A 23,208-nucleotide genomic window follows, 5' to 3' on the forward strand; every position below is an offset into this window, starting at 1 on the left:
CCCCGCTGGATCTGCCGGAGACGCGCGAATGAGCCTGAGCATAACCGACCGCCCCTCGCCCAACCACGGCCCGCGCAAGGGGGGCGCGCGGCCGGACATCATCCTGATCCACGGCACGGCGATGGAGAGCATGGAGGCCGCGCGCGACCGGCTCTGCGATCCGGGGCCGGAGGTGTCGGCGCATTACCTGGTGGGCCGCGACGGGACCGTGCTGCGGCTGGTCCCCGAGGACCGGCGCGCCTGGCATGCGGGGCTGGCGGCCTGGGGGGACGTGCGGGACGTCAATTCGCGCTCGATCGGGATCGAGATCGACTATCCGGGGCCGTTCAGCGGGCCGGAGGCGCCGGACTATGCCGAGGCGGCGATGGCGGCGCTGATCCCGCTCCTGGCGCAGATCCGGGCGCGCTGGGACATCCCCGCTTCCCGCGTGCTGGCCCATTCCGACGTGGCCCCGGGGCGCAAGGACGACCCGGGCGAGCGTTTCGACTGGGAGCGGCTGGCGGCGGCGGGCCATGCCGTGCCGCGCCCCGCGGCGGCCGAGGGGCTGGCGCTCGAGGGGCTGGGTCGGGCGATGGCGCTCAGGGCCTGCGCCGGGCTGGGCTACCGCTGGGAGGGGGCCGCGGGCGAGGATGCGGCGCTCGAGGCCGCGCGGCTGCGCTGGGCGCCAGGGGCGGCGCGCACGGCGCCGGGGGGCGCGCCTTCGCGGGTCCTGGCGGCGCGGCTGGCGGCGCTGGCGCTGGCGCAGAGCTGACCGGGCGGGGCCGCGCGCCGGGGCGGCGCAGCCGCACGCCGGCGCCGAACGGGGGGCTCGTCCCCCCTGGGGCGGCCATTCGGGAAAGACCTGCGCCGGGTGCGGGCGGCCTCGGGGGGGCATGACGCCCCCCGCTCGGCCGCCCGGCGCCGCCGGGGCGGCGCGGCGCGGGCGGCCGCCGGGGCGCGGGAAACCCGTCCGCGGCGCTGGACGCGGACGCGATTGCGGCGTATCCAGCGCCCCGTGCGGATGGCTGGACGGTCGCGGCGCGCCTTCGGGCGGGCCGAGGAAAGTCCGGACGCCACGCAGACGCGGCGCCGGGTAACGCCCGGCCGGGGAGGGGTTCGCCCTGACCCGAGGGAAAGCGCCACAGAGAACAGACCGCCGTCCCGCGGGACGGCGACGGTGAAACGGTGGGGTAAGAGCCCACCGCGGCCCTGGCGACAGGGACGGCATGGCAAGCCCCGCCGGGCGCAAGGTCAAGTTATGGGGGAGCCGCCTCGCGCGGCGCCGGGTTGTCTGCGACCGGCCCCCAGTGGTGGACCGCGAGAACCCCCGGGCGACCGGGGGTCCAGATGAATGGCCGTCCAGGGGGCCTCGCGCCCCCGGACAGAATCCGGCTTACAGGCCGTTCGCACGCTTCTTCTCTTCCCCGCGCCGCCCGGCGCGGGCGCTCCGGCGCCGGGCGGCGGCCCTGGCGCCCATGCCGCGCCCTCCCGGGCGCCCGCGTCCCGGCGCCGGGCGCGGCCCACGGCGCGGTCCGTCCCATGCCATCCCACCCGTCCCCACAAGGGCGCCGCCGTGGCGCCGCCGGGATGCCGCCGGGATGCCGAGGGTCATCCCACCCCATCCCACCACGTGGCCGATCCCCGCCCGATTCACTGGATTCCCACGGGATCCCGGCGCGATTCGACCCGTTTCAGGCGAAACCGCGCCGGGGCGCGCCCGCCCGCCGTGATCCATCCAATTTTAATCATATACGTAAGATGAACGGATGGACCCCATATCTAGGGGCGCCTCGGTCCGAGGTCTCCATATCCGGCGGCGCCCCGTGCGCCGCCCCATCCCGGCCCATGCCGCGCGGGGGCTTTGTCCCATCAGAATCCATAAAATCCCCTTGGGTGGCCTGAAATGTCGTGGTAAATCATTTCCCAGAGGCGATGACCCGGGACGATCCAAAAAGGGCGGTCGGGTTTCACAGAGGCAAGGTCGAGCAGCCGAGCCCCATCGACAGCCGGGTCCGCCCGGCGACATGCGAAGAACGCGCGGAACGACGGAACTTCGTAGGGACGCGGGCGGGTCGCGCCAGGACATGGCGCGGCCCGCCTTGCGTTCGGGGAACCGAACGCGCGAACGAGGGAGAGCAGGGCCCCGATGCAAGAGGGCTTCCACGGCGCCTGGGTCCACAAGGTGGACTCGAAGGGACGGGTCTCCGTCCCGGCCGACTTCCGGCGAGAGCTGGAAGCCGAGGGCGTCCCCATGGCCCTGCGCCTTGTCCCCAACATGGACAAGGAGCCCTGCATCGACGGCTACTCGCTCCCCTACCTGAAGAAGATCCGCAAGAAGATCCGCCGCCTGCAGCCCGGCTCCGCCGCGCGCAAGAATCTCGAGCACCTGTTCGGCGCCCGCATGGAGGTCCTGCCCGTGGACCCGGCGGGGCGCGTGGTGCTGCCCGCCCACCTGCGCGAGGCCTACGCCGCCTCGGGGCAGGTCGCCTTCGTCGGCGCCGACCAGACCTTCCAGATCTGGGCCGCGGACGACTGGGCCGCCGAATGCGCCCGCCGCGACGAAGCCGCCCTCGACGACGGCAACCCGCTGCTGGGCCTCGACTGGGATGACGACGAGGAGGACGAGCTGTGATCCGCCTCCCCCTCCGGGCCGCGCCCCGCGCCCTTCATCCCGCAACCGTCTCCCGCCCGGCCCCCCACGGCCGCGCGGGTCGCGGGCGCGCCCCCGCGCCCGCCCCCGGGGTTTCGCATACCCCCCGGTCCCCCGCGTCGCTTTCCAATTCGCCCGGATCCCCCTCCGCCGGCGGCGCCCGTCCAGCGCCCGCCCGGCCCTGTCCCGGAGGCGCCCCATGACCGGCCCCGACCCGATCCGCGCCGCCGCCGAGGCCGCCGCCGCGGCGGGTCACGCCCCGGTCATGCCCGGCGAAGCGGTCGGCGCCCTCGTCGACGGCGCTTCGCCCGAGGTCCTGGCGGGCGTGTTCCTTGACGGCACCATGGGCGCGGGCGGCTATACCCGCGCCCTCGCCCTGCGCGTGGCCCCCCATGGCGGGCGGGTCTTCGCGCTCGACCGCGACCCCTCGGCCCACCGGATGGCCGAGGCCTGGGCCGCCGACCACCCCAACGTCACCCGGATCGAGGGCGCGTTCTCCGCGCTCGATCGCCATGCGGCCGAGGCCGGGTCCCCCGCGCTCTCGGGCGTGGTGCTCGATATCGGCGTGTCCTCCATGCAGATCGACCGGGACGCGCGGGGCTTTTCCTTCATGCGCTCCGGGCCGCTCGACATGCGCATGGGCGATGACGGGCCCACCGCCGCCGACCTCGTGGCCCATGCGACCGAGGGCGAGCTGGCCGACATCCTGTTCCATTACGGCGAAGAGCGCGCCTCGCGCCGCGTCGCCCGGGCGATCAAGAACGCCGGGCTGATCGAGACGACCAAGCGTCTCGCCGAAGTCATCTCGGGCGCCCTGCCACGCCCGAAGCCGGGGCAGATCCACCCCGCCACCCGCTCCTTCCAGGCGCTGCGCATCGCGGTGAATGACGAGCTGGGGGAGCTGGTCCGCGGCCTGTCGGCCGCCGAACGCGCGCTGGCCCCCGGCGGGCGGCTCGCCGTCGTGACCTTCCACAGCCTCGAGGACCGGATCGTCAAACGCTTCCTCGCCGATCGCTGCGGCGAGGGGCCGGGCGGCTCGCGCCACGCCCCGGCGGTGGAGCGCCCCGACCCCGCCTTCACCCGGTCCTCGCGCAAGGCGGTGGAGCCGTCGAAGGCCGAGGTCGAGGCCAACCCCCGGGCCCGCTCGGCCCGGCTTCGCGCGGCGGAACGCACCGCCGCCCACGCATCCACGCTCGACCCGATGGCGCGGGAGAACCTGCGCGCCCTCGGGGCCCCTGACATCCCGGCGCTGCAGGCGCCGCTGCGGAGGATCGGCGGATGAGAAGCGTTCTCTACGTGCTTGCGCTCGCGTTCGTGGCCGCCATGGCGGTCTGGACCTACAAGGTGAACTACCGGACCCTCGCCGCGGCGAAGCGGGTCGAGCAGCTGCAGCGCCAGAAGGCGGCCGAGCAGGAGGCGATCGACGTGCTGCGCGTCGAGTGGGCCTGGCTGAACGCGCCGGACCGGCTGCGGATGCTGGTGGCGGACCAGGGGCTGAAGCTGCGGCCGATGCGGCCGAGCGATTTCGCGGACATGGAGCTGATCGCCTATCCCGAGCCGCCGGAGCTTGCGCCGACCGCGCCGCCCATGGGCGCCGTGGCCCCCGAGCCCGAGCCGCAGCCGGGCGCCCTGGCCGCGATGCGCCCGGACGGGCCCATCGGCGTGTCGCTGAACGGCGAGGCGGCGGCCATGGCCGCGCGCCTCAATGCCGTCCAGGCGCCCGCGCCCGCCGCGGAGGTTGAAGCTGCGCCCGGGGCGGCGCCCGCCGCGGTCGCCGAAGCGGCGCCCGAAACCGCTCCGGCCTCCGACATCCCGATGACCGACCTGGCCGAGAACCCGGTCGCCGCCGCGCTCGCCCAGGCCGCGGCCGAGGAAGCCGCGCGCGAAGCCGAAGCCGAAGCCGCCGCCGATCCCGCCGACGCGCCTCGCCCGGAACCGGTGACCATGGCCCTCGCCGACGCGCCGGTGCCCGCGCCGCGCCCCGCCCGTGGAGGCGCGCGATGAGCGACCGCGATCTCGAACGTCCCTGGCGCGCCGCGCCCCCGGGCCCCGAGGAGCGGGCCGCCGCCGAGGCCGCCCGCCGCGCCGCCGCGGAGGCCGCCGCGCGCCGTGCGGCCGAGGCCGAGACCCGCGCCGCCGAGGCCCGCGCGGCCGCGGAGGCCGCCGCCGCGACCCCGCCCGCGCCCGCGCCCTGGCGCGCCGCCCCGGTTCCCTACCGCGCCGAGACCGCCGACCTGCCGCAGGCCGACGGGTTCGACCCCGCGCACCTTTCGCATGACGCGCCCGAGCCGCTGCCCGACGACGCCCCGCTCGGGGGGGCGCCGCTCGGAGGCAGCGCCGACGCCGCCGCCGCCCCGACGGACGCCGCCGAGGATCCCGGGGCCGCCGCCCCGCGCTCCCATTCCGCCGCCGGCGCCCGCCTGACCGAGGTCATCGACCAGCGCGCCCGCGGCCTCGACCCCAATGCCGAGGCCGCCCGCCGCCGCGCCGACATCGCCGCCGCCGCCCTGCGCGCGCAGCGCGACCGCGCGCGCTGGCGCATGGGGCTGCTCGGGGCCGCCTTCGCCCTCGCCTATGGCGCCGTCGGGCTGAACATGGCCCAGCTCGCCGCCTCCGAGCCGCGCGAGCCGCGCCGCTGGGCGGGCTCCGCCGGGCCCGTGGGCGCCGTGCGCGGCGAGATCACCGACCGAAACGGCGTGCTGCTGGCCGCCAACCTGCCGGTCGACAGCCTGTTCGCCCGCCCGCAGGACATGGTCGACCCCGAGGCCGCCGCCGCGGGGCTGGCGCGCATCTTCCCCGACCTCGACGCCGGCGACCTGCTGCGCCGCTTCACCGACGGGCGCAAGTTCTACTGGGTCAAGCGCCCCATCACTCCGGCCGAGCGGATCGCGGTCCATGACCTCGGCGAGCCGGGCCTGCAATTCGGCCCGCGCGAGATGCGCGTCTACCCGCAGGGGCGGCTCGCGGCCCATGTCCTCGGCGGCGCCAAGTGGGATGACGAGGGCGAGCTCGGCGCCGTCATCGCCGGCACCGCGGGGGTGGAGCACCACTTCAACGACCGCCTGAGCGACCCCGCCCGGGCGGTGGAGCCGCTGCGCCTGTCCATCGACGCGCGCGTGCAGACGGCGATGAAAGAGGCGCTGATCGCGGGCATGGACCGGTTCTACGCCAAGGCCGCCTCGGGCATCCTGATGGATGTGCGCACGGGCGAGATCCTGGCCATGGCCTCGCTCCCCGATTTCGACCCCAACCGCCGCAACGCCTTCTTCACGCAGGGCAAAAAGGAAGACTCGCCGCTTTTCAACAATGCGGCGCAGGGGCTGTATGAGCTGGGGTCCACCTACAAGGTCTTCACCGCCGCGATGATGATCGAGGAGGGCCTCGCCACCCCCGACACGCCGGTCGACGTGAAGGGTCCGATCCGCATCGGCCGCCACCGCATCGGCGACAGCCACCGGATGCCCGACGACGTGATCAGCCTGCGCGACGTGATCGTGCATTCCTCGAACGTCGGCACCGCGCGCCTGGCGGAAGAGGCGGGGGCCGAGCGCCAGAAGCGGTTCCTCGAGAAGCTCGGCCTCCTGTCGGCCGCGCCGGTGGAACTGCCCGAGGCGCGCCAGGCCGTGCCCTTCGTCGACGGCTGGCGGCGCACCAACGTGATGACCATCAGCTTCGGGCACGGCATCACCGGCTCGCCCCTCAACCTCGCCGCCGCCTATGCGACGCTGGTCAATGGCGGGCTGAAGGTGGAGCCGACGCTGCTCGCCGATCCGACCCCGCCGGGCGAGGAGGCGCGGGTGATCTCGCCGCTCACCTCCGCCTGGGTGCGCGACATGATGCGCGGCGTGGTCACCGAGGGCACGGCGAGCAAGGCCGAGGCGGTGGGCTATTCCATCGGCGGCAAGACCGGGACCGCGGACAAGGTGTCGGGGCGCGGCTATGCCGACCGCAAGGTCAAGGCGACCTTCGCGGGGGCGTTCCCGATCCACGATCCGAAATACGTCATCGTCATCAGCCTGGACGAGCCGGAAAACCGCGAGGAATGGCGGGTGTTCCGCGGCGCCGGCTGGACCGCGGCGCCGACCACGCGCATCGCGGTGGAGCGCATCGCGCCGATCCTCGGGATGCACCCGGCCCCCGCGGCGCCGCAGGCCGCACCCGATGGCGGCGCCATGGCCGCGCTGGTGCGCGCCGGAACCGAGCGGCGCTGAGCCGCGCCTCGCAGGGCGCCGGCATGGTTTGCCGGGCGGGCGCCATGCCCGCCCCTCGACCCCGGGCGCGGGCCGGGCGATAAGGCGGCGCCGCCGCGCTTCGCCCCACGCCGCCCCTCGCCGCGGCCCCTGGGTCCCCGCCGCGAATTCGCCCCGCGGCGGCCCGAACAAGACCCGGGCGGCGCCCCGCTTGCGCCGCTCCCGACCGACACAAAGGCCGGACAGACGCCGCCCCCGAAGGAAGACCCGCCATGGCCGACCCTGTTCCCGCCGCCGCCGCCCGCACCCTCGGGGCCCTCGGCTTCGCGCCCGGGGCCTGCCGCGGGGAAGCGACGCCGGACACCGCCGTCGATGCGCTGACCGTCGACAGCCGCGCCGCCGCGCCGGGGACGGTGTTCTTCGCCCTCAAGGGCGCGCGGTTCGACGGCGCCGAATTCGCCCCCTACGCCCTGCGCCAGGGCGCCTCGGCCGTGGTGCTGTCGCCCGAGGGCGCCGAGACCCTGCGCGCCCTGTGGGACCGGGCCCCCGCCTTCGAGGACCTGCCGCTGGTCATCGTCGATGAGCCGCGCCGCGCCCTCGCCCATGCCGCCGCCGCCTTCCACGGCGCCCAGCCGCCGGTGATCGCCGCCACCACGGGCACCAACGGCAAGACCTCGGTCGCCACCTTCCTGCGCCAGATCTGGACCGCGCTCGGCCGCAAGGCCGTCAATTTCGGCACCACCGGGGTGGAGGGCGCCGTCGCCGCCCCCCTCTCGCATACCACGCCAGAGCCGCTGACCCTGCACGCGCTGCTCGCGGACCTCGCCGCGCAGGGCGTCACCCACGCGGCGATGGAGGCGTCGTCCCACGGCCTCGCGCAATACCGGCTCGACGGGGTGCGCCTGTCCGCCGGGGGGCTGACCAACATCACCCGCGACCACATGGACTATCACCCGACGCACGAGGATTACGTGGACGCCAAGCTCGGCCTGTTCCGCCGCGTGCTGCCCGAGGGCGCGGCGGCGGCGCTCAACGTGGACGACCCGACCTTCCCCGCGGCGAAACAGGCCGCCGAGGCCCGCGGGATGCGCGTCATCGGCGTGGGCGAGGGGCCGGGCGCCGCGCTGCAGCTTCTGTCGGCCCGCTATCACGACGCGGGCCAGTCGATCCGCTTCGCCTGGGACGGGCATGAGCACGAGGCCGAATTGCAGCTGGTCGGCGGCTTCCAGGCGCATAACGCGCTGCTCGCCGCCGCGCTGGCCATCGGCTGCGGCGAGGACCCGGAGGACGTGTTCGGCGTGCTCCCCGCCCTCCGGGGCGTGCATGGGCGGATGGAGCACGTGGCGACGCGCGCCAATGGCGGGCGGGCCTACGTGGATTACGCCCACACGCCCGACGGGCTGCGCGCCGCGCTCTCGGCGCTGCGCCTCCACACGCCGGGGCGGCTGGTCGTGGTCTTCGGCGCCGGCGGCGACCGGGACCCGGGCAAGCGGCCGCTGATGGGCGCCGCCGCGCGGGCCGCGGACGTCGCCATCGTCACCGACGACAACCCGCGCTCGGAGGACCCGGGCCTGATCCGCGCGGCGATCATAGGCGCGATCCCCGAGGCGGAGGAGATCGGCGACCGCGCCGAGGCGATCCTGGCGGGGATGGACATGCTCGGCCCCGACGACCGGCTGCTGATCGCCGGCAAGGGGCACGAGACGGGGCAGATCGTCGGCGACGCGGTCCTGCCCTTCGACGACAGCGAACAGGCCCGCGCCGCCGCCGCGGCCCTCGACGGGTTGGACGCGGCCGAAGGATGGGGCGAGGATGCTTGACGACGCGCAGGCCCGAAAGGGAAGGGAAATGGACGTGACCGACCCGCTCTGGACATCGAAAGAGGCCGAGGCCGCGACCGGCGGGCGCGCGACGCGCCCCTGGAAGGCGACCGGCGTGTCGATCGACAGCCGCTCGATCGCGAAGGGGGACCTGTTCGTCGCCCTCGCGGATGTGCGCGACGGGCATGATTTCGTCGCCGCCGCGCTGGAGGCCGGGGCGGCGGCGGCCATGGTCTCGCGCATCCCCGAGGGCGTGCCGGAGGGCGCGCCGCTGCTGGTGGTGGATGACGTGCTCGAAGGGCTGCGCGGCCTCGCCGCCGCCGCCCGCGCCCGCGGCTTCGCCAAGGTGGTGGCGGTGACGGGCTCCGTCGGCAAGACCGGGGTGAAGGAGATGCTGCGCGCCTGCTTCGCCGCGCAGGGCGCCGTGCACGCGGCGGAAAAGAGCTTCAACAACCACTGGGGCGTGCCGCTGACCCTGGCGCGGATGCCGCGCCACACCGATTTCGCGGTGATCGAGATCGGCATGAACCATCCGGGCGAGATCCGCCCGCTGGTGGCCCTCGCCCGCCCGCACGCGGCCATCGTCACCACCGTCGCCCCGGCGCATATCGGCAATTTCAGGGACGAGACCGAGATCGCCTTCGCCAAGGCCGAGATCTTCGAGGGGATCGCGCCCGGCGGCGTCGCGATCCTCAACCGCGACAACGACCATTACGAGCGGCTCGCGCGCCGCGCCCGCCGGGTGGGGGTGCGCAGGATCCTGCGCTTCGGCGCCGCGCCCCGCTGCAATGCGCGGCTGATCGGCGCCTCCATCGGCCCGCGCGGCAACACCACGGTCGAGGCGCGGCTGAACGGGAAGAAGGTGCATTACAAGCTCGGCGCGCCGGGGCGGCACCTGGCGATGAACTCGCTCTCGGCGCTGCTGGCGGTGCAGGCGGTGGGCGCGGACGTGGCGCTGGCGGCGCTGGCGCTGTCCTCCTGGACGGCGCCCGACGGGCGCGGCGCGCGCTGGATGGTGCACCTGCGCCCGGCCCATGGCGGCCCCTCGGACCCCGAGGCGGACGGCACGGTCGAGCTGATCGACGAGAGCTACAACGCCAACCCGGTGTCGATGGAGGCCGCGCTCGAGGTCCTCGCCGCCGCGCGGCCCGTCGACGGGGTGGGCCGCAAGCGCCGCGGGCGGCGGGTGGCGATCCTGGGCGACATGCTGGAGCTGGGGCCGGAGGAGGCGGCGATCCACGCCGCCCTCGCCGCGCTGCCCGCCATGGCCGAGGTCGACGAGATCCACTGCGTCGGCCCGCGGATGAAGGCGCTGCACAAGGCGCTGCCCGCCGGGCGCAGGGGCAAGTGGCGCAAGACATCGGAGGAGATGGCGGCGGAGCTGCATCGCCTGCTTGACGCGGGCGACGTGGTCATGGTCAAGGGCTCGCTCGGCGCGCGGATGGCCCGCGTGATCGAGGGCGTCAAGCGGCTGGGCGACCCCGTCCCCGTGGGCGGCGAAACCGGCGAAGACATGGGCGAAGAGGCGATCTGAATGCTCTACCACCTGCTCACCCCGCTTTCGGAAGGGGGCGACCTGTTCAACCTCTTCCGCTACATCACCTTCCGGGCGGGGGGCGCGTTCCTGACCTCGATGCTGTTCGCCTTCGCCTTCGGGCCGATGATCATCAACCGCCTGCGCAAGATGCAGAAGAAGGGCCAGCCGATCCGCTCGGACGGGCCCGAGCGGCACATCATCGAGAAGGCGGGCACGCCCACGATGGGCGGGGTGCTGATCCTCGGGGGGCTGGTGCTGTCGACCCTGCTGTGGTCGCGGCTCGATATCGGCTACGTGTGGATCGTGCTGCTGGTGACGCTGGGCTTCGGGGCCATCGGCTTCGCGGACGACTTCATGAAGGTCACCAAGTTCTCCACCGGCGGCGTGCCGGGCAAGGTCCGCCTCGGCGCCGGCTTCGTCATTGCGCTGGGCGCCTCTCTCTGGGCGTCGCTGCTGCAGCCCGAGGAGCTCGCCTTCCACCTCGCGCTGCCGGTGTTCAAGGACACGCTGCTGAACTTCTCCTATCTCTACATCCCCTTCGCGATGATCGTGATCGTGGGCGCGGCCAACGCGGTGAACCTGACCGACGGGCTCGACGGCCTCGCGATCATGCCCGCGATGATCGCCGCCGGGTCCTTCGGCTTCATCGCCTATATCGTCGGGCGCACGGACTTCACCGAGTACCTGGGCCTGCACTACGTCCCCGGCACGGGCGAGATCGCGATCTTCTGCGCCGCGCTGATCGGCGCGGGCCTCGGCTTCCTGTGGTACAACGCGCCGCCCGCAATGGTGTTCATGGGCGACACCGGGTCCCTGGCGCTCGGCGGCGCGCTGGGCGCGATCGCGGTCTGCACCAAGCACGAGATCGTGCTGGCGATCATCGGCGGGCTCTTCGTCGTCGAGGCGCTGTCGGTCATCATCCAGGTGCTGTACTTCAAGAAAACCGGCAAGCGGGTCTTCCTGATGGCCCCCATCCACCACCATTTCGAGAAGAAGGGCTGGCAGGAGGCGACCATCGTCATCCGCTTCTGGATCATCGCGGTGATCCTGGCCCTGATCGGCCTCGCCACGCTCAAGCTGCGCTGAAGGATCTGCCGGGATGATCACGCTTCCTCCCTCCTACAAGGGCCGCAAGGTCGGGGTGCTCGGGCTCGGGCGCTCGGGCCTCGCCGCGGCGCGGGCGCTGGAAGATGCGGGTGCGGTCCCGATCTGCTGGGACGACGGCGAGGGCGGCCGCGCCGCCGCCGCCGCGCTGGGCCTGCGGATGGAGAACCTCGCCAGCCAGCGGACCTGGGAGGGCGAGGACGCCCCGCAGATGCTGATCGTCTCCCCCGGCATCCCGCACCTCTACCCGGCCCCGCACCCGGCGGTGCGCTGCGCCTGGGCGGCGGGCGCGCCGGTGGACAACGACGTGGGCCTGTTCTTCGAGGCCTGGGCCGAGACGGATTTCGACGATTACGACGACGCGCCGAAGATCATCTGCGTCACCGGATCGAACGGCAAATCCACCACCACCGCCCTCATCGCCCACCTTCTGACCGAGGCCGGGCGCCACGCGCAGGCGGGGGGCAATATCGGCCGCGCGGTCTTCGACCTCGAAATCCCGGACGATGGCGGCGTGGTGGTGCTGGAGCTCTCGAGCTACCAGACCGAGCTGGCCCGGCGCCTCGCGCCGGACGTGGCCTGCTTCATCAACCTCTCGCCCGACCATCTCGACCGCCATGGCGGCGAAGGCGGCTATTTCGCGGCCAAGGCCCGGCTCTTCACCCTCGGGGCGCCCGAGGTGGCGGTGGTGGGCACGGACCAGGAGGAGGGGCTGTTCCTCGCCGACCGCTGCCTGGGGCAGGGCGGGCAGGTGGTCCGCGTCGCCTCGGGGCGCAAGCCGTCGGGGCTGGGGCGCGAGGTGGTCGCGCGCAAGGGGTTCCTGAGCGAGACCCGCGGCGGCAAGCAGACCTCTTCGGTGGACCTGAGGGGCTGCCGCGCGCTGCAGGGCGCGCATAATCACCAGAACGCCGCCATCGCCTGGGCCGCCTGCCGCAGCCTGAACATCCCGCCGAAGGTGCTGGAGAAGGGGCTGCACTCCTTCCCCGGCCTGCCGCACCGGATGGAACGGGTGGGCGAGGCGGGGGGCGTGCTCTTCGTCAACGATTCCAAGGCCACCAACGCCGATGCGGCCGAGAAGGCGCTCGGGGCCTATGACAAGGTGCGCTGGATCCTCGGGGGCGTGCCCAAGGCGGGCGGGATCGACCCGCTGCGCCCGCTCTTCGGCAAGGTCGCCAAGGCCTACCTGATCGGCGAGGCGGCGGGGCTGTTCGCCCAGACGCTCGGGCACGCGGTGGAGCATGATTTCTCCGAGACGCTGGAGGCGGCGCTGGACCGCGCGGCGGCCGAGGCGCTGCCCGGCGAGGTGGTGCTGCTGTCGCCCGCCTGCGCCAGCTTCGACCAGTTCCAGAGCTTCGAGGCCCGCGGCGACGCCTTCCGCGCCCGGGCGCAGGCGCTGATCGCGGCGCAGGGCGGCGCGCTCGAGGGCGCAGGCCAGGAGACGAAAGGGGCGGCCTGAGCGGGCCGCCGCCGGGCGCCGTCCCGCTGGGGGCGGGCGGCGCGATGATGGACGAGACGACGACCGAACGGACGACGACGACGAGACCACCGACCAGACGAGCGCGAGCAGAAGGGGAGCACGCGACATGAGCATCTCTGACGACGCCCCGGGCGATCCTTTCGCGGCGCTGACCGGCGCCCCGCGCCGCGCGGCCCCGCCCCCGGCGGCGGAACCGATCGTGACCCGCTGGTGGCGCACGGTGGACAAGTGGCTCTTGGGCGCGGTGCTGGCGCTGGTGGTGATCGGGCTGGTGCTCGGCCTCGCCGCCTCGCCGCCGCTGGCGCTCGACAACGGCAAGCCGGAATTCCACTACGTCAAGCTCCAGGCCGTGTTCACCACGGTCAGCCTGTGCGTGATGGTGGCGGTCTCGATGCTGCCGCTCGCCGCCGTGCGGCGGCTGGGGGTGATCGGCTTCGGCTGCGGGCTGATCGCGCTGGGTCTGCTGCCGGTGATGGGCACCGATTTCGGCAAGGGGGCGGTGCGCTGGTACAGCCTCGGCTTCGCGTCGCTGCAGCCGTCGGAGTTCATGAAGCCCTGCTTCGCCATTTTCGCCGGCTGGCTGATGGCCGGGTCGCTGGAACGCGGCGGCCCGCCGGGCAAGCTGCTGTCCTTCTTCGCCGCCTGCCTGGTGGCGGGGCTGCTGGTGATCCAGCCCGATTTCGGCCAGGCCACGCTGGTGCTGGCGATCTGGGGGGTGATGTATTTCGTCGCCGGCGCCTCGATGCCGCTGATCGGCATCCTCGCGGGGGCCGTGGGCGCGGCGGGCTTCACCGCCTACCAGTCCTCGGAGCATTTCGCCCGCCGCATCGACGGGTTCCTGAACTCCGAGGTCGATCCGCGCACGCAGCTGGGCTACGCGACCCAGGCCATCGTCGAGGGCGGGTTCTTCGGCGTCGGCGTCGGCGAGGGGTCGGTCAAGAACACGCTGCCGGACGCGCATACCGATTTCATCATCGCGGTGGCGGCGGAAGAGTACGGCCTGGCGCTGGTGCTGCTGGTGATCGGGCTGTTCCTGCTCATCACCCTGCGCGCCCTGTCGCGCCTGGCGAACGAGCGCGACGCCTTCGCGCGGCTCGCCGGGGCGGGGCTGGCGGCGCTGTTCGGCCTCCAGGCCTTCGTCAATCTCGGGGTCGCGGTACGTATACTTCCGGCCAAGGGGATGACATTGCCCTTCATCTCCTACGGCGGATCGTCCATGTTGGCTGCGGGGATCGCGATGGGAGCGCTGCTCGCCGTGACGCGGCGGCGCCCGCAGACCGATGTGACGGAGGCCTTTGGATGAAGCGGACGAGGGGGCGCGGCGCAGGCCGCGCAGGCGCTGGGGGCGCCGATGACGGTTTAGTCCCGACCGGAGACATGCAGACCAGGGCCGCCGCGCGCGGCCGCCGCCCGGCCCGGGGCGGGGCGCGATGAGCGCGGCGACCCCGGCGTTCCAGGCCGGCGCCGACCGCTTCCTGCGCCGCCTCGACGCGGCCACCGCGCCCGAGCAGGTCTGGGACGCGGCGCTCGAGGCCTTCGGGTCCTTCGGCCCGGGCTGGCTGGGATTCTCGGTCGTGGACGCGGCGCGCGACGCGCTGCTGGGCTGGCGCAGCGCGATCCCGCCCGCGGTCGACGCCGCCTATGCCGAGCAGAAGATGCTCCGCTACGACTATTGCCTCGCCCACGCGCTGGCCAGCCGCACGCTGCTGTCCTGGGCGATCCCGGCGGACGGGCGCTCCTCCGCCGCGGGCGAGGGCGCGCGCCGCTTCGACGCCTTCCTCGCCGCCCATGGCCGCCGCCACGTGCTGGTGCAGCCGTTCCACGAAACCCACCGGCGGATCGGCGTCGCGCTGCTGCTGGCCGAGCCGTGGACGGCGGGCGAGGAGGGGCTGTCGCGGTTCCGCTTCTTCGCCAACCTGCTGCGCGCCCATTACCGCTGGGAAGGGGACCCGAACGCGGCCCCCACCTCCGGCCCGCTGGCCGCCCGCGCCCTGCTGACCCCGCGCGAGCGGGAGGCCCTGCGCCGCATCGCCGACGGGCGCACCGCGGTCGAGGCGGCGGCGGCGATGGGGGTCTCGGCGGCGGCGCTGCGCAAGCACATCGCCTCGGCCCGCGCCAAGCTGGGCGCCGCGACGCGGGAAGAGGCGGTGGCCGTCGCGCACCGGCTGGGCCTGATGCAGCCGCTGGCCGGGGGCGCGGCGCCCGGCGCCGCCCCCGGCGCGGCGCGGCCGCGGGGGGAGGGCGCATGACCGACGAGGAATTCGAGCGCCACGTCGCCCTCTACCTCCAGCGGCTCGAGGCGATGATCGCCCCCGACCGGGTGTGGGAGGCCTCGCTCGAGGCGTTCTCGATGTTCGGGACCGGCTGGCTCAGCTTCGGGCTGACGGACATGGAGGCGACCAGCCTCTACGCCTTCCGCACCGCCATTCCCGGCCCGGTGATCGCCGATTACGTGGCCCGCGGGCTGCGCAAGCATGACCACATCCCCCGCGCCTGCCGCGAGGGGCGCACCACGATGACCTACCTGCCGGACCTGCCCGGCGCCCGCGCGGCGGGGGATGCGAGCCGGGTGCTGCTCGACACCTTCCTGGCCGAGAAGGGCGTGCGGCGGATCCTCGGCCACCCGTTCTACGAGGGCGGGCGCAGCGCCTGCCTGTTCTTCCTGATCCTGGACGGCCCCGAGCCCTATGCGCAGGAGGAGGAGCGGTTCCGGGTGCTGACCACCCTGTTCCGCGCCCATTACGACGCCGACGGCGACCCGCGCGGGGCGCTGGAGCCGGCGCTGGCCCGCGAATACGGGCTGATGTCGGCGCGCGAGCGCGAGGTGCTCTGGCGGCTGGCCAACGGGCTGGGGCCGGCGCAGGCGGCGGAGAAGATGCACATCTCGACCGCCGCGGCGCGCAAGGCGCTGGTTTCGGCGCAGGAGAAGCTGGGCGCGCGGACCCGGGACGAGGCCATCGCCATCGCGCATCGCCTCGGGATGATGCAGCCGGTGGAGTCGGAGGAGGAGTAGCGCGGCGCGCATGGGGCCTCGCCCCGGGCCGGGCGCCGGGTTGCGGGCGGAGCGCCCGGGCCTGGGGGCCTGGACGGCCCCGCGCCGCCCGGCCGCGCGTCCCTGCGGGCCGCCCGCGCCCCGCTCCGGGGCGAGGCGCAACACCGGATGCCGGCCTGTCCGATGCGCTCCAACCGATGCGCCCCACCCGGTGCGCCCCGGTCCCCTGCGCGCCGATCCGGTGCGCGCCTCTCCGCCGCTCCCGGGCCGAAGCGATCCGCGCTGAGCGGCGCGCGGCGGCGGAACGCCGCCTCCGGCCGCGGACGGGGGGCTCGTCCCCCCAGGACGCGGCCGGACGCCCCCTCGCGGGCCGGGGACCTCCCGTGCGCCGTCCGGGCGCCGCGCGCCGACCGCCCCCCCCCCACGCGCGCCGCGTCCCGCCGCCCTCCCGGCGCCGCGCCCTTTCCGCCCGTCGCCCCCGCCTCTTCCCGTCGCCCCGCGATGGCCCGCCCCGCGCCCCCGGGGCGCCTTGAAACCGCCCCCCGCCGCGGTCCATCCTGCGCCCGACCCGGCTGCCCCCGCGCCGCCCGGCTTCTCTCGGCCCCGCGCGCGCCCCCGCCGCGCGCCGCCGCCTTCCCCGGAGACCGCCATGACCGCCCCCCATCTCGTCATCGCCGCCGGAGGCACCGGGGGGCACATGTTCCCCGCCCAGGCCCTGGCGCAGGAGGCCCTGCGCCGCGGCTGGCGCGTGACCCTCTCGACCGATCCGCGCGGCGCGCGCTACGCCGGCGGCTTCCCCGCGGCGGTGGAGCGGCGGCAGACCTCCTCCTCCACCTTCGCGCGCGGGGGGATCGGCGCGAAGCTCTCGGCCCCCTTCGCCATCCTCGGCGGCGTCGCCGCCACCGCGTCCTGGTTCGCGAAGGACCGGCCCTCGGTGGTGGCGGGCTTCGGCGGCTACCCGTCGCTGCCCGCCCTCTCGGCCGCCACGCTCCTCGGCGTTCCGCGCCTGATCCACGAGCAGAACGGCGTGCTCGGCCGGGTCAACCGCGCCTTCGCCCCGCGCGTCGCCGCGGTGGCCTGCGGGACCTGGCCGCTGTCCAACCCGCCCTCGGGCGCGACCCTCGTGCAGATGGGCAACCCGGTGCGTGACGACGCGCTGGTCGCCGCCGAAACCGCCTATGTCCCGCCCGCCGAAACCGGCCCCCTGAACCTGCTGGTCTTCGGCGGATCCCAGGGCGCCGCCGTCACCTCGCGCGTCGTGCCCGAGGCCATCGGCCTGCTCCCCGACGACCTGCGCGCGCGCCTCACCCTCACCCAGCAGGTGCGGGACGAGGACATGGAGCGGGTGCGCGCCCGCTACGGCGAGCTTGGCGTGACGGCGGACCTGGCCCCCTTCTTCGCCTGCATGCCCGAGCGGATCGCCGACGCGCAGCTGGTGATCGCCCGCGCCGGCGCCTCGACCATCGCCGAGCTGACGGCGATCGGCCGCCCGTCCATCCTGATCCCCTATCCCTCGGCCATGGACGACCACCAGACCGCCAACGCCCGGCCCCTCGGGGATGCGGGGGCGGCGGTCCTGGCGCCGGAAACCGGCCCCGATCCCTTGACGGCGGAGTCCCTTTCGGCCCAGATCGCCGCGATCCTGTCGGACCCCGCCCGCGCGTCCTCGATGGCCGCCGCCGCGAAGGGGCTGGGCCGTCCGACCGCCGCCGCCGACCTCGCGGACCTCGCCCTCCGCATCATGAACCGGGAGCCCATCACGTGAACGCAGCCCGCGCCGCCACCCGCCTGCCGCAGGACATCGGTCCCATCCATTTCGTCGGCATCGGCGGCATCGGCATGTCCGGCATCGCCGAGGTGATGCTGAACCTCGGCTATGACGTGCAGGGCTCGGACGCGGCTGAGAACGACAACGTCAAGCGCCTGCGCGCCCTCGGCGCCCGCATCGCCATCGGCCAGAGGGAGGAGAACCTCGACGGCGCCGAGGTGGTGGTGATCTCCTCGGCCATCAAGAAGGGCAACCCGGAGCTCGACGGCGCCCGCGCCCGCGGCCTTCCGGTGGTGCGCCGGGCCGAGATGCTGGCCGAGCTGATGCGCCTGAAGTCCAACGTCGCCGTGGCGGGCACCCACGGCAAGACCACCACGACCTCGATGGTCGCCGCGCTTCTCGATGCCGGGGGCGTCGATCCGACCGTCATCAATGGCGGCGTGATCCACGCCTACGGCTCCAACGCCCGGATGGGCGAGGGCGAGTGGATGGTGGTCGAGGCGGACGAATCCGACGGCACCTTCATCAAGCTGCCCGCCACCATCGCGGTGGTGACCAATATCGACCCCGAGCATCTCGACCATTACGGCTCGGAGGAGAACCTCTACGCCGCCTTCGACCAGTTCGCCTCGAACCTGCCCTTCTACGGCGTGGCCGTCTGCTGCATCGACCATCCCGGGGTGCAGTCGCTGGTGGGCCGGATCGACGACCGCCGGGTGCTGACCTATGGCTTCAGCCTGCAGGCCGATGTCTGCGGCGCCAACCTGCGCTGGGACGGGGGCGCGGCGCGGTTCGACGTGTTCGCGCGGCTCAAGGCCGGGGACCGGCGGATCCAGGACCTCGCCCTGCCGATGCCGGGGCGGCACAACGTGCTCAACGCCCTCGCCGCCATCGCGGTGGCGCTGGAGCTGGGCCTCTCGGACGACGCCATCCGCGCTGGGCTCTCGGCCTTCGAGGGGGTCAACCGCCGCTTCACCCGCGTGGGCGAATGGAACGGCGTGCAGATCATCGACGATTACGGCCATCACCCGGTGGAGATCGCCGCCGTCCTGACCGCGGCGCGCGAGGCGCTGGGCGATGGCGGCGGGCGGGTGATCGCGATCCACCAGCCGCACCGCTATTCGCGCCTGTCCTCGCTGTTCGAGGATTTCCGCCGTTGCTTCAACGACGCCGCCGTGGTGGCCATCGCCGATGTCTACACCGCCGGCGAAGCGCCGATCGAGGGCGCGGACCGGGACTCGCTGGTCGCGGGGCTGCGCGCCTCTGGCCACCGCGACGCGCGGGCGCTTGAGGCGGGGGACGAAGGGGCGGCCATCGCCAGCCTCGCCGCGCTGGTGAAGGCCGAGGCGAAGCCGGGGGACATGGTGGTGTGCCTCGGGGCCGGGTCGATCACGAAATGGGCCCATGCGCTGCCGGGGGCGCTGGCGGAGGGGTGAGGGATTGCGGTGGCGCCGCCCCCATCATCGCTTGGGCTGGCCCCCGCGCAAGGGGGCGGCCCCCCCCTGCGGACCCCCCGAGGTCCGTCTGTCGCGCGGGGTGAGGAGGGGCGTTCGCCATGCAGTGGATCCTGCAGGACTTCGAGGACACGCCGCAGCTTTGCGCGGCGCTCGACCGCGCCGGGCAGCGCTGGTCGCTGCACAAGGCCGTGCCCTTCACCGGAGAGCTTCTGCCCACGCCCGAGGTGGCGGACCCGGGCGACGTGATCCTGTTCGGCGCCTATTCGCTCTGGCGCCATGCCGAGGCGCAGGGCTGGCGGCCCGGCATGTTCCGCATCCGCCCCTTCGTGCGCGAAGCCGCCTGGGCGCCGTTCCTGCTCAACGGGCCGGGGGAGGCGCTGTTCCTCACCCTCGCCGAGGTCCCGGAGCGCCTGCCCCAGGACGGTCGCGACTGGTTCATGCGCCCCGAGGATGACAGCAAGGCCGAGCCCGGCCGGGTGCGCCCGGCCTCCGAGATCCACGAGCTGGCCGCCCGCGTCGCGCGCCTCCCGGATGACGAGATCCCGCTCGGCGCCCTGCGCAATGACACCGCCCTGATGCTCACGCCCCCGGCGCGGATCGAGCGGGAATGGCGGCTCTGGGTCGTCGCGGACCGCATCGCCGCGTTCTCGCTCTACCGCGAGGGGCGGCGGGTGGTGTACCGGCGGCGGATCGACCCGGACGCGCTGGCCTTCGGCGAAACCCTCGTCGCCGCCAATCCGGGCTACGCGCCCGCCTATGTCCTCGACATCTGCCGCACGCCCGAGGGGCTGCGGATGCTCGAGACCAACTGCATCAACGCCGCCGGCTTCTACGCCGCCGATCTCGACGCGCTTGTCGCTGCGCTGGCCGGGGGCTGCGGCCCGGGGCGAACCGACCGGGGAGACGCCGCATGAAACCCTTCCGCTTCACCTGCGCCTGCTGCGGCGAGACGCACCAGGGCCTGCCCGCCTTCGCGCTCGACCGGCCGCCCGAGATCCACGCGCTGCCGCCCGAGGCGCGGGCGGCGCGGGGGCGGGTCTCGGACGATTTCTGCGCGCTGCTGCCCGAGGGGGGGGAGGGGGCGCCGCGGATGTGGATCCGCACGGTGATGATCCTGCCGATCCGGGGCGAGGACGAGACGCTGGAATTCGGCTTCTGGCTCGAGGTCTCGAACGAGGATTTCGATCGCTACCTGCACAGCTTCGACGGCGAGCAGGACGGGATGAGCTGCCGCGGCGTGCTCTCCACCGATTGCGAGGTGTACCGGGATTTCGGGATCGAGGGGCTGGCATGCACGGCGGAGTGGTTCACCGAGGCGCGCCCGCTGCTGACCCCGGACATGGCGGCGCATCCGCTGGCGCGCGACTGGCACGAGGGCGTGCCGCCCGAGCGGGCGGCGCAGGTCGCCGCCGCCTACCTGCACCGCTGATCCCCGCCGCCGCCGCCCCGGCGCGGCCCCGCGCCCACGGGCGGGGGAAGGGGCGCCGGGCGCGCCGGGACCGGCGGGCGAGGCGGCCGGGCCGGCGCGCGCCGAGCGGCGCGCGGGGGAGGGCGGCGGGCCGAGGCCCCCCGCGCCCCATCGCTGCCCGGCCTTGCCGCGGGACGGCCCGCGCGCCACTCTCCCCGTCATCCCCCGCCGCAACGGATGACGCCGCATGACCTCGCCTTCCCCCGCCTCTCCGCCCGGCCTCAAGCGCGGGCTCGGCCTCGGGCTGCTCACGCTCTACGGCATCGGGGTGATGGTCGGCGCGGGGATCTACGTGCTGGTCGGCGCCGTCGCCGGGGCCGCGGGGACCTATGCGCCGCTGGCATTCCTCCTTGCCGGCCTGATCGCCGCGCCCACCGCCGCGACCTATGCCGAGCTGTCCTCGCGCATCCCCGAATCGGGCGGCGAGGCGGCGTATTTGCGCGAGGCGTTCGGGATCCGCTGGCTGGGTCGCCTCGCGGGGCTCGCCATCATCGGCGGCGCCACCATCTCCGGCGCCGCGGTGCTGCAGGGGGGCGTGGGGTATCTCCAGCACCTCGTGCCGCTGCCGGACGTCGCGCTGATCGTCGGCCTCGGGCTGCTGCTGGCGCTCGCCGCCATCGCGGGGGTGGTCGAGAGCCTGGCGCTCGCCGCGTTCCTGACGCTGGTCGAGGCGGGGGGGCTGCTGGCGGTCATCGCCGCGGGGGCGCTGGCGCCCGCGATCGGCGACCCGGTGGCGGCGCTCGACGCCGCTTTCGCCGGGTGGCTGGCCGACGCCTTCGCCGCCCATGCCGCGGGGGGCGGGGCGGCGGCGCCGCTGGCGCAGGGGGGCCTCGCGGGGATCGGCGCGGGCGCGCTGCTGGCCTTCTTCGCCTTCATCGGCTTCGAGGACATGGTGAACATGGCCGAGGAGACGAAGGACCCCGAGCGGACCATGCCGCGGGCGATCCTGCTGGCGCTTGGGGTGGTGACGCTCCTCTATGCCGGGGTCTCCTGGGCCGCGCTGCGGGCGGTCGAGGCCTCGGCGCTGGCGGCCTCGGACCGGCCGCTGGCGCTGGTGATGGAGGCGGGGCTGCCGCAGGGGACCGGCGCGCTGGCGCTGATCGCCTTCGCGGCGGCGCTGAACGGCGTGCTGGCGCAGATGGTGATGTGCGCGCGGATGCTGTTCGGGCTGGGCCGGGACGGGCGGCTCTTCGCCGTGTTCCACCACGCCCACCCGCGTTTCGGCACGCCGGTGCTGGCCACCGCGGCGGCGGCCGCGGTGATGATCGGCGTGGCGCTGGGCGTGCCGCTGCTGCAGCTCGCCGCCACCTCGGCCACGATCCTGCTCTTCGCCTTCTGCGCGGTGAATTTCGCCCTGATCCGCCTGAAACGGCGCGATCCGCGCCCCGCGGGCGCCTTCGTCACGCCCATGTGGGTCCCGTACATGGGTCTCGTCACCGCCGTCGCCGCCCTCGCCATGGGCTGGATCTGAGCGCAGGCCGCGGTCGCGCACCCGCCTTGACCCGGATGCGCCGAGCGGGGAAACAGCACCCGTCCGTCCCGGAGGAACATCGCCATGACCGCCGCCCTCGCCCCCGACGCCCTGGTCGCCCGCCTGCCGCAGGTGCGCGGGCGGATCACGCCGATGCAGAGCCTCGCCGCCCTGACCTGGCTGCGGGTCGGCGGCCCGGCCGAGGCGATGTTCACCCCTGCTGACGCCGAGGACCTCTCGGCCTTCCTCGCCGCCCTTCCCGCGGACATCCCCGTCACGCCCCTCGGCGTCGGCTCGAACCTGATCGTGCGCGACGGCGGGGTGCCGGGGGTGTGCATCCGCCTCTCGCCCCGCGGCTTCGGCGCGCTCGAGCCGTTGGAGGGGCGCCGCATCCGCGTCGGCGCGGCGCAGCTCGACGCCCGCGCGGCGCAGGCGGCGGCGCAGGCGGGGATCGCGGGGCTCGAGTTCCTGCGCACCATCCCCGGCGCCATCGGCGGCGCGGTGCGCATGAACGCCGGGTGCTACGGCGCCTACATGGCCGACGTGCTGGAAAGCGCGACCGTGATCCGCCGGGACGGAACCGTGGACACCCTCGGCCCCGACGCGCTGGGCTTCGCCTACCGCTCCTGCACCCTGCCGCCCGACAGCATCGTGACCGAGGTGATCCTGAAGGGCCGCCCCGGCGATCCCGGGGAGATCGCCGCGCAGATGGACGCCGCCCTGAAGCGGCGCGAGGAGAGCCAGCCCACCGACCGCCGCTCCGCCGGGTCCACCTTCCGCAACCCGGCCGGGTTCTCCTCCACCGGCCGGGCCGACGACGTGCATGACCTCAAGGCCTGGAAGCTGATCGACGACGCCGGCTGCCGCGGATTGCGCCGCGGGGGGGCGATGATGTCGGACATGCACTGCAATTTCCTGCTCAACGCCGAGGACGCCACCGCCGCCGATCTCGAGGGATTGGGCGAAGAGGTGCGCGAAAGGGTGGCGGCATTCAGCGGAATTAAGCTAGAATGGGAGATACAGCGCATCGGCCTTCCGCTTGAGGGGGATGCGCCAGCTTTGCAAGAGGCCCCGGAGAAGGGCTGAACCCTTCCCGAAAGGCCAGCAAGACCAATGACTTCACGCCGCGCGGGCGACCGGGAAAACCCGGCGCGCGCCGCGGCGGCGCCCCCGCGCTTGAGGCAGGGCTGGGGCGTATCACCGGGGGGACCCGGTGGGGACAGGCGAGAGGCCGCTGCATTCCACACATGCGGCGCCTCCTGGCGATATTCCGCGCGCCCGGCAAAAGGGCGCCG

Annotated in this window: 18 protein-coding genes and 1 other RNA gene; all 19 read left to right on the forward strand. The window is 74.4% G+C overall.

Annotation, left to right across the window (positions count from 1 at the left end; all coding sequences use genetic code 11):
• The first annotated feature begins 28 nt into the window (after positions 1–28).
• Positions 29–751: an N-acetylmuramoyl-L-alanine amidase gene (locus tag ACQ5SO_RS01345; RefSeq protein ID WP_430939767.1), complete on the forward strand. Its 723-nt coding sequence runs from the start codon at positions 29–31 to the stop codon at positions 749–751.
• A gap of 245 nt (positions 752–996) precedes the next feature.
• An RNA gene (gene rnpB / locus ACQ5SO_RS01350) (RNase P RNA component class A) lies at positions 997–1,391 on the forward strand.
• Positions 1,392–2,125: 734 nt separating this feature from the next.
• A complete protein-coding gene (locus ACQ5SO_RS01355) occupies positions 2,126–2,611 on the forward strand; it encodes a division/cell wall cluster transcriptional repressor MraZ (RefSeq protein ID WP_430939768.1) in 486 nt (161 codons plus the stop codon).
• 217 nt (positions 2,612–2,828) lie between these two features.
• Complete coding sequence (gene rsmH, locus ACQ5SO_RS01360; RefSeq protein ID WP_430939769.1) at positions 2,829–3,911, forward strand: 16S rRNA (cytosine(1402)-N(4))-methyltransferase RsmH; 1,083 nt, start codon at positions 2,829–2,831, stop codon at positions 3,909–3,911.
• Positions 3,908–4,633 carry a cell division protein FtsL gene (gene ftsL, locus ACQ5SO_RS01365; RefSeq protein WP_430939770.1) on the forward strand — a complete coding sequence of 242 codons (726 nt, stop codon included), beginning with the start codon at positions 3,908–3,910 and terminating at the stop codon, positions 4,631–4,633. The genes rsmH and ftsL overlap by 4 nt, the downstream gene beginning before the upstream one ends.
• Entirely contained in the window at positions 4,630–6,840 is a 2,211-nt protein-coding gene (locus ACQ5SO_RS01370; protein WP_430939771.1) for a peptidoglycan D,D-transpeptidase FtsI family protein, read from the forward strand. Before ftsL ends, ACQ5SO_RS01370 begins: the two co-directional genes overlap by 4 nt.
• Before the next feature lie 251 nt (positions 6,841–7,091).
• Positions 7,092–8,639, forward strand: a complete 1,548-nt coding sequence (locus ACQ5SO_RS01375) for a UDP-N-acetylmuramoyl-L-alanyl-D-glutamate--2,6-diaminopimelate ligase (protein ID WP_430939772.1) — start codon at positions 7,092–7,094, stop codon at positions 8,637–8,639.
• A gap of 34 nt (positions 8,640–8,673) precedes the next feature.
• Complete coding sequence (locus tag ACQ5SO_RS01380; protein WP_430939773.1) at positions 8,674–10,173, forward strand: UDP-N-acetylmuramoyl-tripeptide--D-alanyl-D-alanine ligase; 1,500 nt, start codon at positions 8,674–8,676, stop codon at positions 10,171–10,173.
• Positions 10,174–11,262, forward strand: a complete 1,089-nt coding sequence (gene mraY / locus ACQ5SO_RS01385) for a phospho-N-acetylmuramoyl-pentapeptide-transferase (protein ID WP_430939774.1) — start codon at positions 10,174–10,176, stop codon at positions 11,260–11,262.
• Between the two features lie 13 nt (positions 11,263–11,275).
• The gene (gene murD, locus ACQ5SO_RS01390) at positions 11,276–12,736 is read left to right on the forward strand and encodes a UDP-N-acetylmuramoyl-L-alanine--D-glutamate ligase (RefSeq protein ID WP_430939775.1); all 1,461 of its coding nucleotides are present in this window, start codon (positions 11,276–11,278) and stop codon (positions 12,734–12,736) included.
• A gap of 169 nt (positions 12,737–12,905) precedes the next feature.
• Positions 12,906–14,060, forward strand: coding sequence for an FtsW/RodA/SpoVE family cell cycle protein (locus ACQ5SO_RS01395; RefSeq protein ID WP_430939892.1), 1,155 nt, complete (start codon positions 12,906–12,908; stop codon positions 14,058–14,060).
• A gap of 127 nt (positions 14,061–14,187) precedes the next feature.
• On the forward strand, positions 14,188–15,006 hold the full coding sequence (locus ACQ5SO_RS01400) for a response regulator transcription factor (protein ID WP_430939776.1): 819 nt from the start codon (positions 14,188–14,190) through the stop codon (positions 15,004–15,006).
• A complete protein-coding gene (locus ACQ5SO_RS01405) occupies positions 15,003–15,770 on the forward strand; it encodes a response regulator transcription factor (protein WP_430939777.1) in 768 nt (255 codons plus the stop codon). The genes ACQ5SO_RS01400 and ACQ5SO_RS01405 overlap by 4 nt, the downstream gene beginning before the upstream one ends.
• Positions 15,771–16,398: 628 nt before the next feature.
• Entirely contained in the window at positions 16,399–17,514 is a 1,116-nt protein-coding gene (locus tag ACQ5SO_RS01410; RefSeq protein WP_430939778.1) for a UDP-N-acetylglucosamine--N-acetylmuramyl-(pentapeptide) pyrophosphoryl-undecaprenol N-acetylglucosamine transferase, read from the forward strand.
• A complete protein-coding gene (murC, locus tag ACQ5SO_RS01415; protein ID WP_430939779.1) occupies positions 17,511–18,953 on the forward strand; it encodes a UDP-N-acetylmuramate--L-alanine ligase in 1,443 nt (480 codons plus the stop codon). The genes ACQ5SO_RS01410 and murC overlap by 4 nt, the downstream gene beginning before the upstream one ends.
• Before the next feature lie 119 nt (positions 18,954–19,072).
• Positions 19,073–19,888 carry an ATP-grasp domain-containing protein gene (locus tag ACQ5SO_RS01420; RefSeq protein ID WP_430939780.1) on the forward strand — a complete coding sequence of 272 codons (816 nt, stop codon included), beginning with the start codon at positions 19,073–19,075 and terminating at the stop codon, positions 19,886–19,888.
• Positions 19,885–20,403, forward strand: coding sequence for a DUF2199 domain-containing protein (locus ACQ5SO_RS01425; protein WP_430939781.1), 519 nt, complete (start codon positions 19,885–19,887; stop codon positions 20,401–20,403). The genes ACQ5SO_RS01420 and ACQ5SO_RS01425 overlap by 4 nt, the downstream gene beginning before the upstream one ends.
• 226 nt (positions 20,404–20,629) lie before the next feature.
• Positions 20,630–21,913, forward strand: a complete 1,284-nt coding sequence (locus ACQ5SO_RS01430) for an APC family permease (RefSeq protein WP_430939782.1) — start codon at positions 20,630–20,632, stop codon at positions 21,911–21,913.
• Between the two features lie 84 nt (positions 21,914–21,997).
• Positions 21,998–22,999: a UDP-N-acetylmuramate dehydrogenase gene (gene murB, locus ACQ5SO_RS01435; protein ID WP_430939783.1), complete on the forward strand. Its 1,002-nt coding sequence runs from the start codon at positions 21,998–22,000 to the stop codon at positions 22,997–22,999.
• Positions 23,000–23,208 lie beyond the last annotated feature (209 nt).

This window comes from Rhodovulum sp. DZ06 (assembly GCF_050586345.1).
GTDB lineage: Bacteria > Pseudomonadota > Alphaproteobacteria > Rhodobacterales > Rhodobacteraceae > JBOCEF01.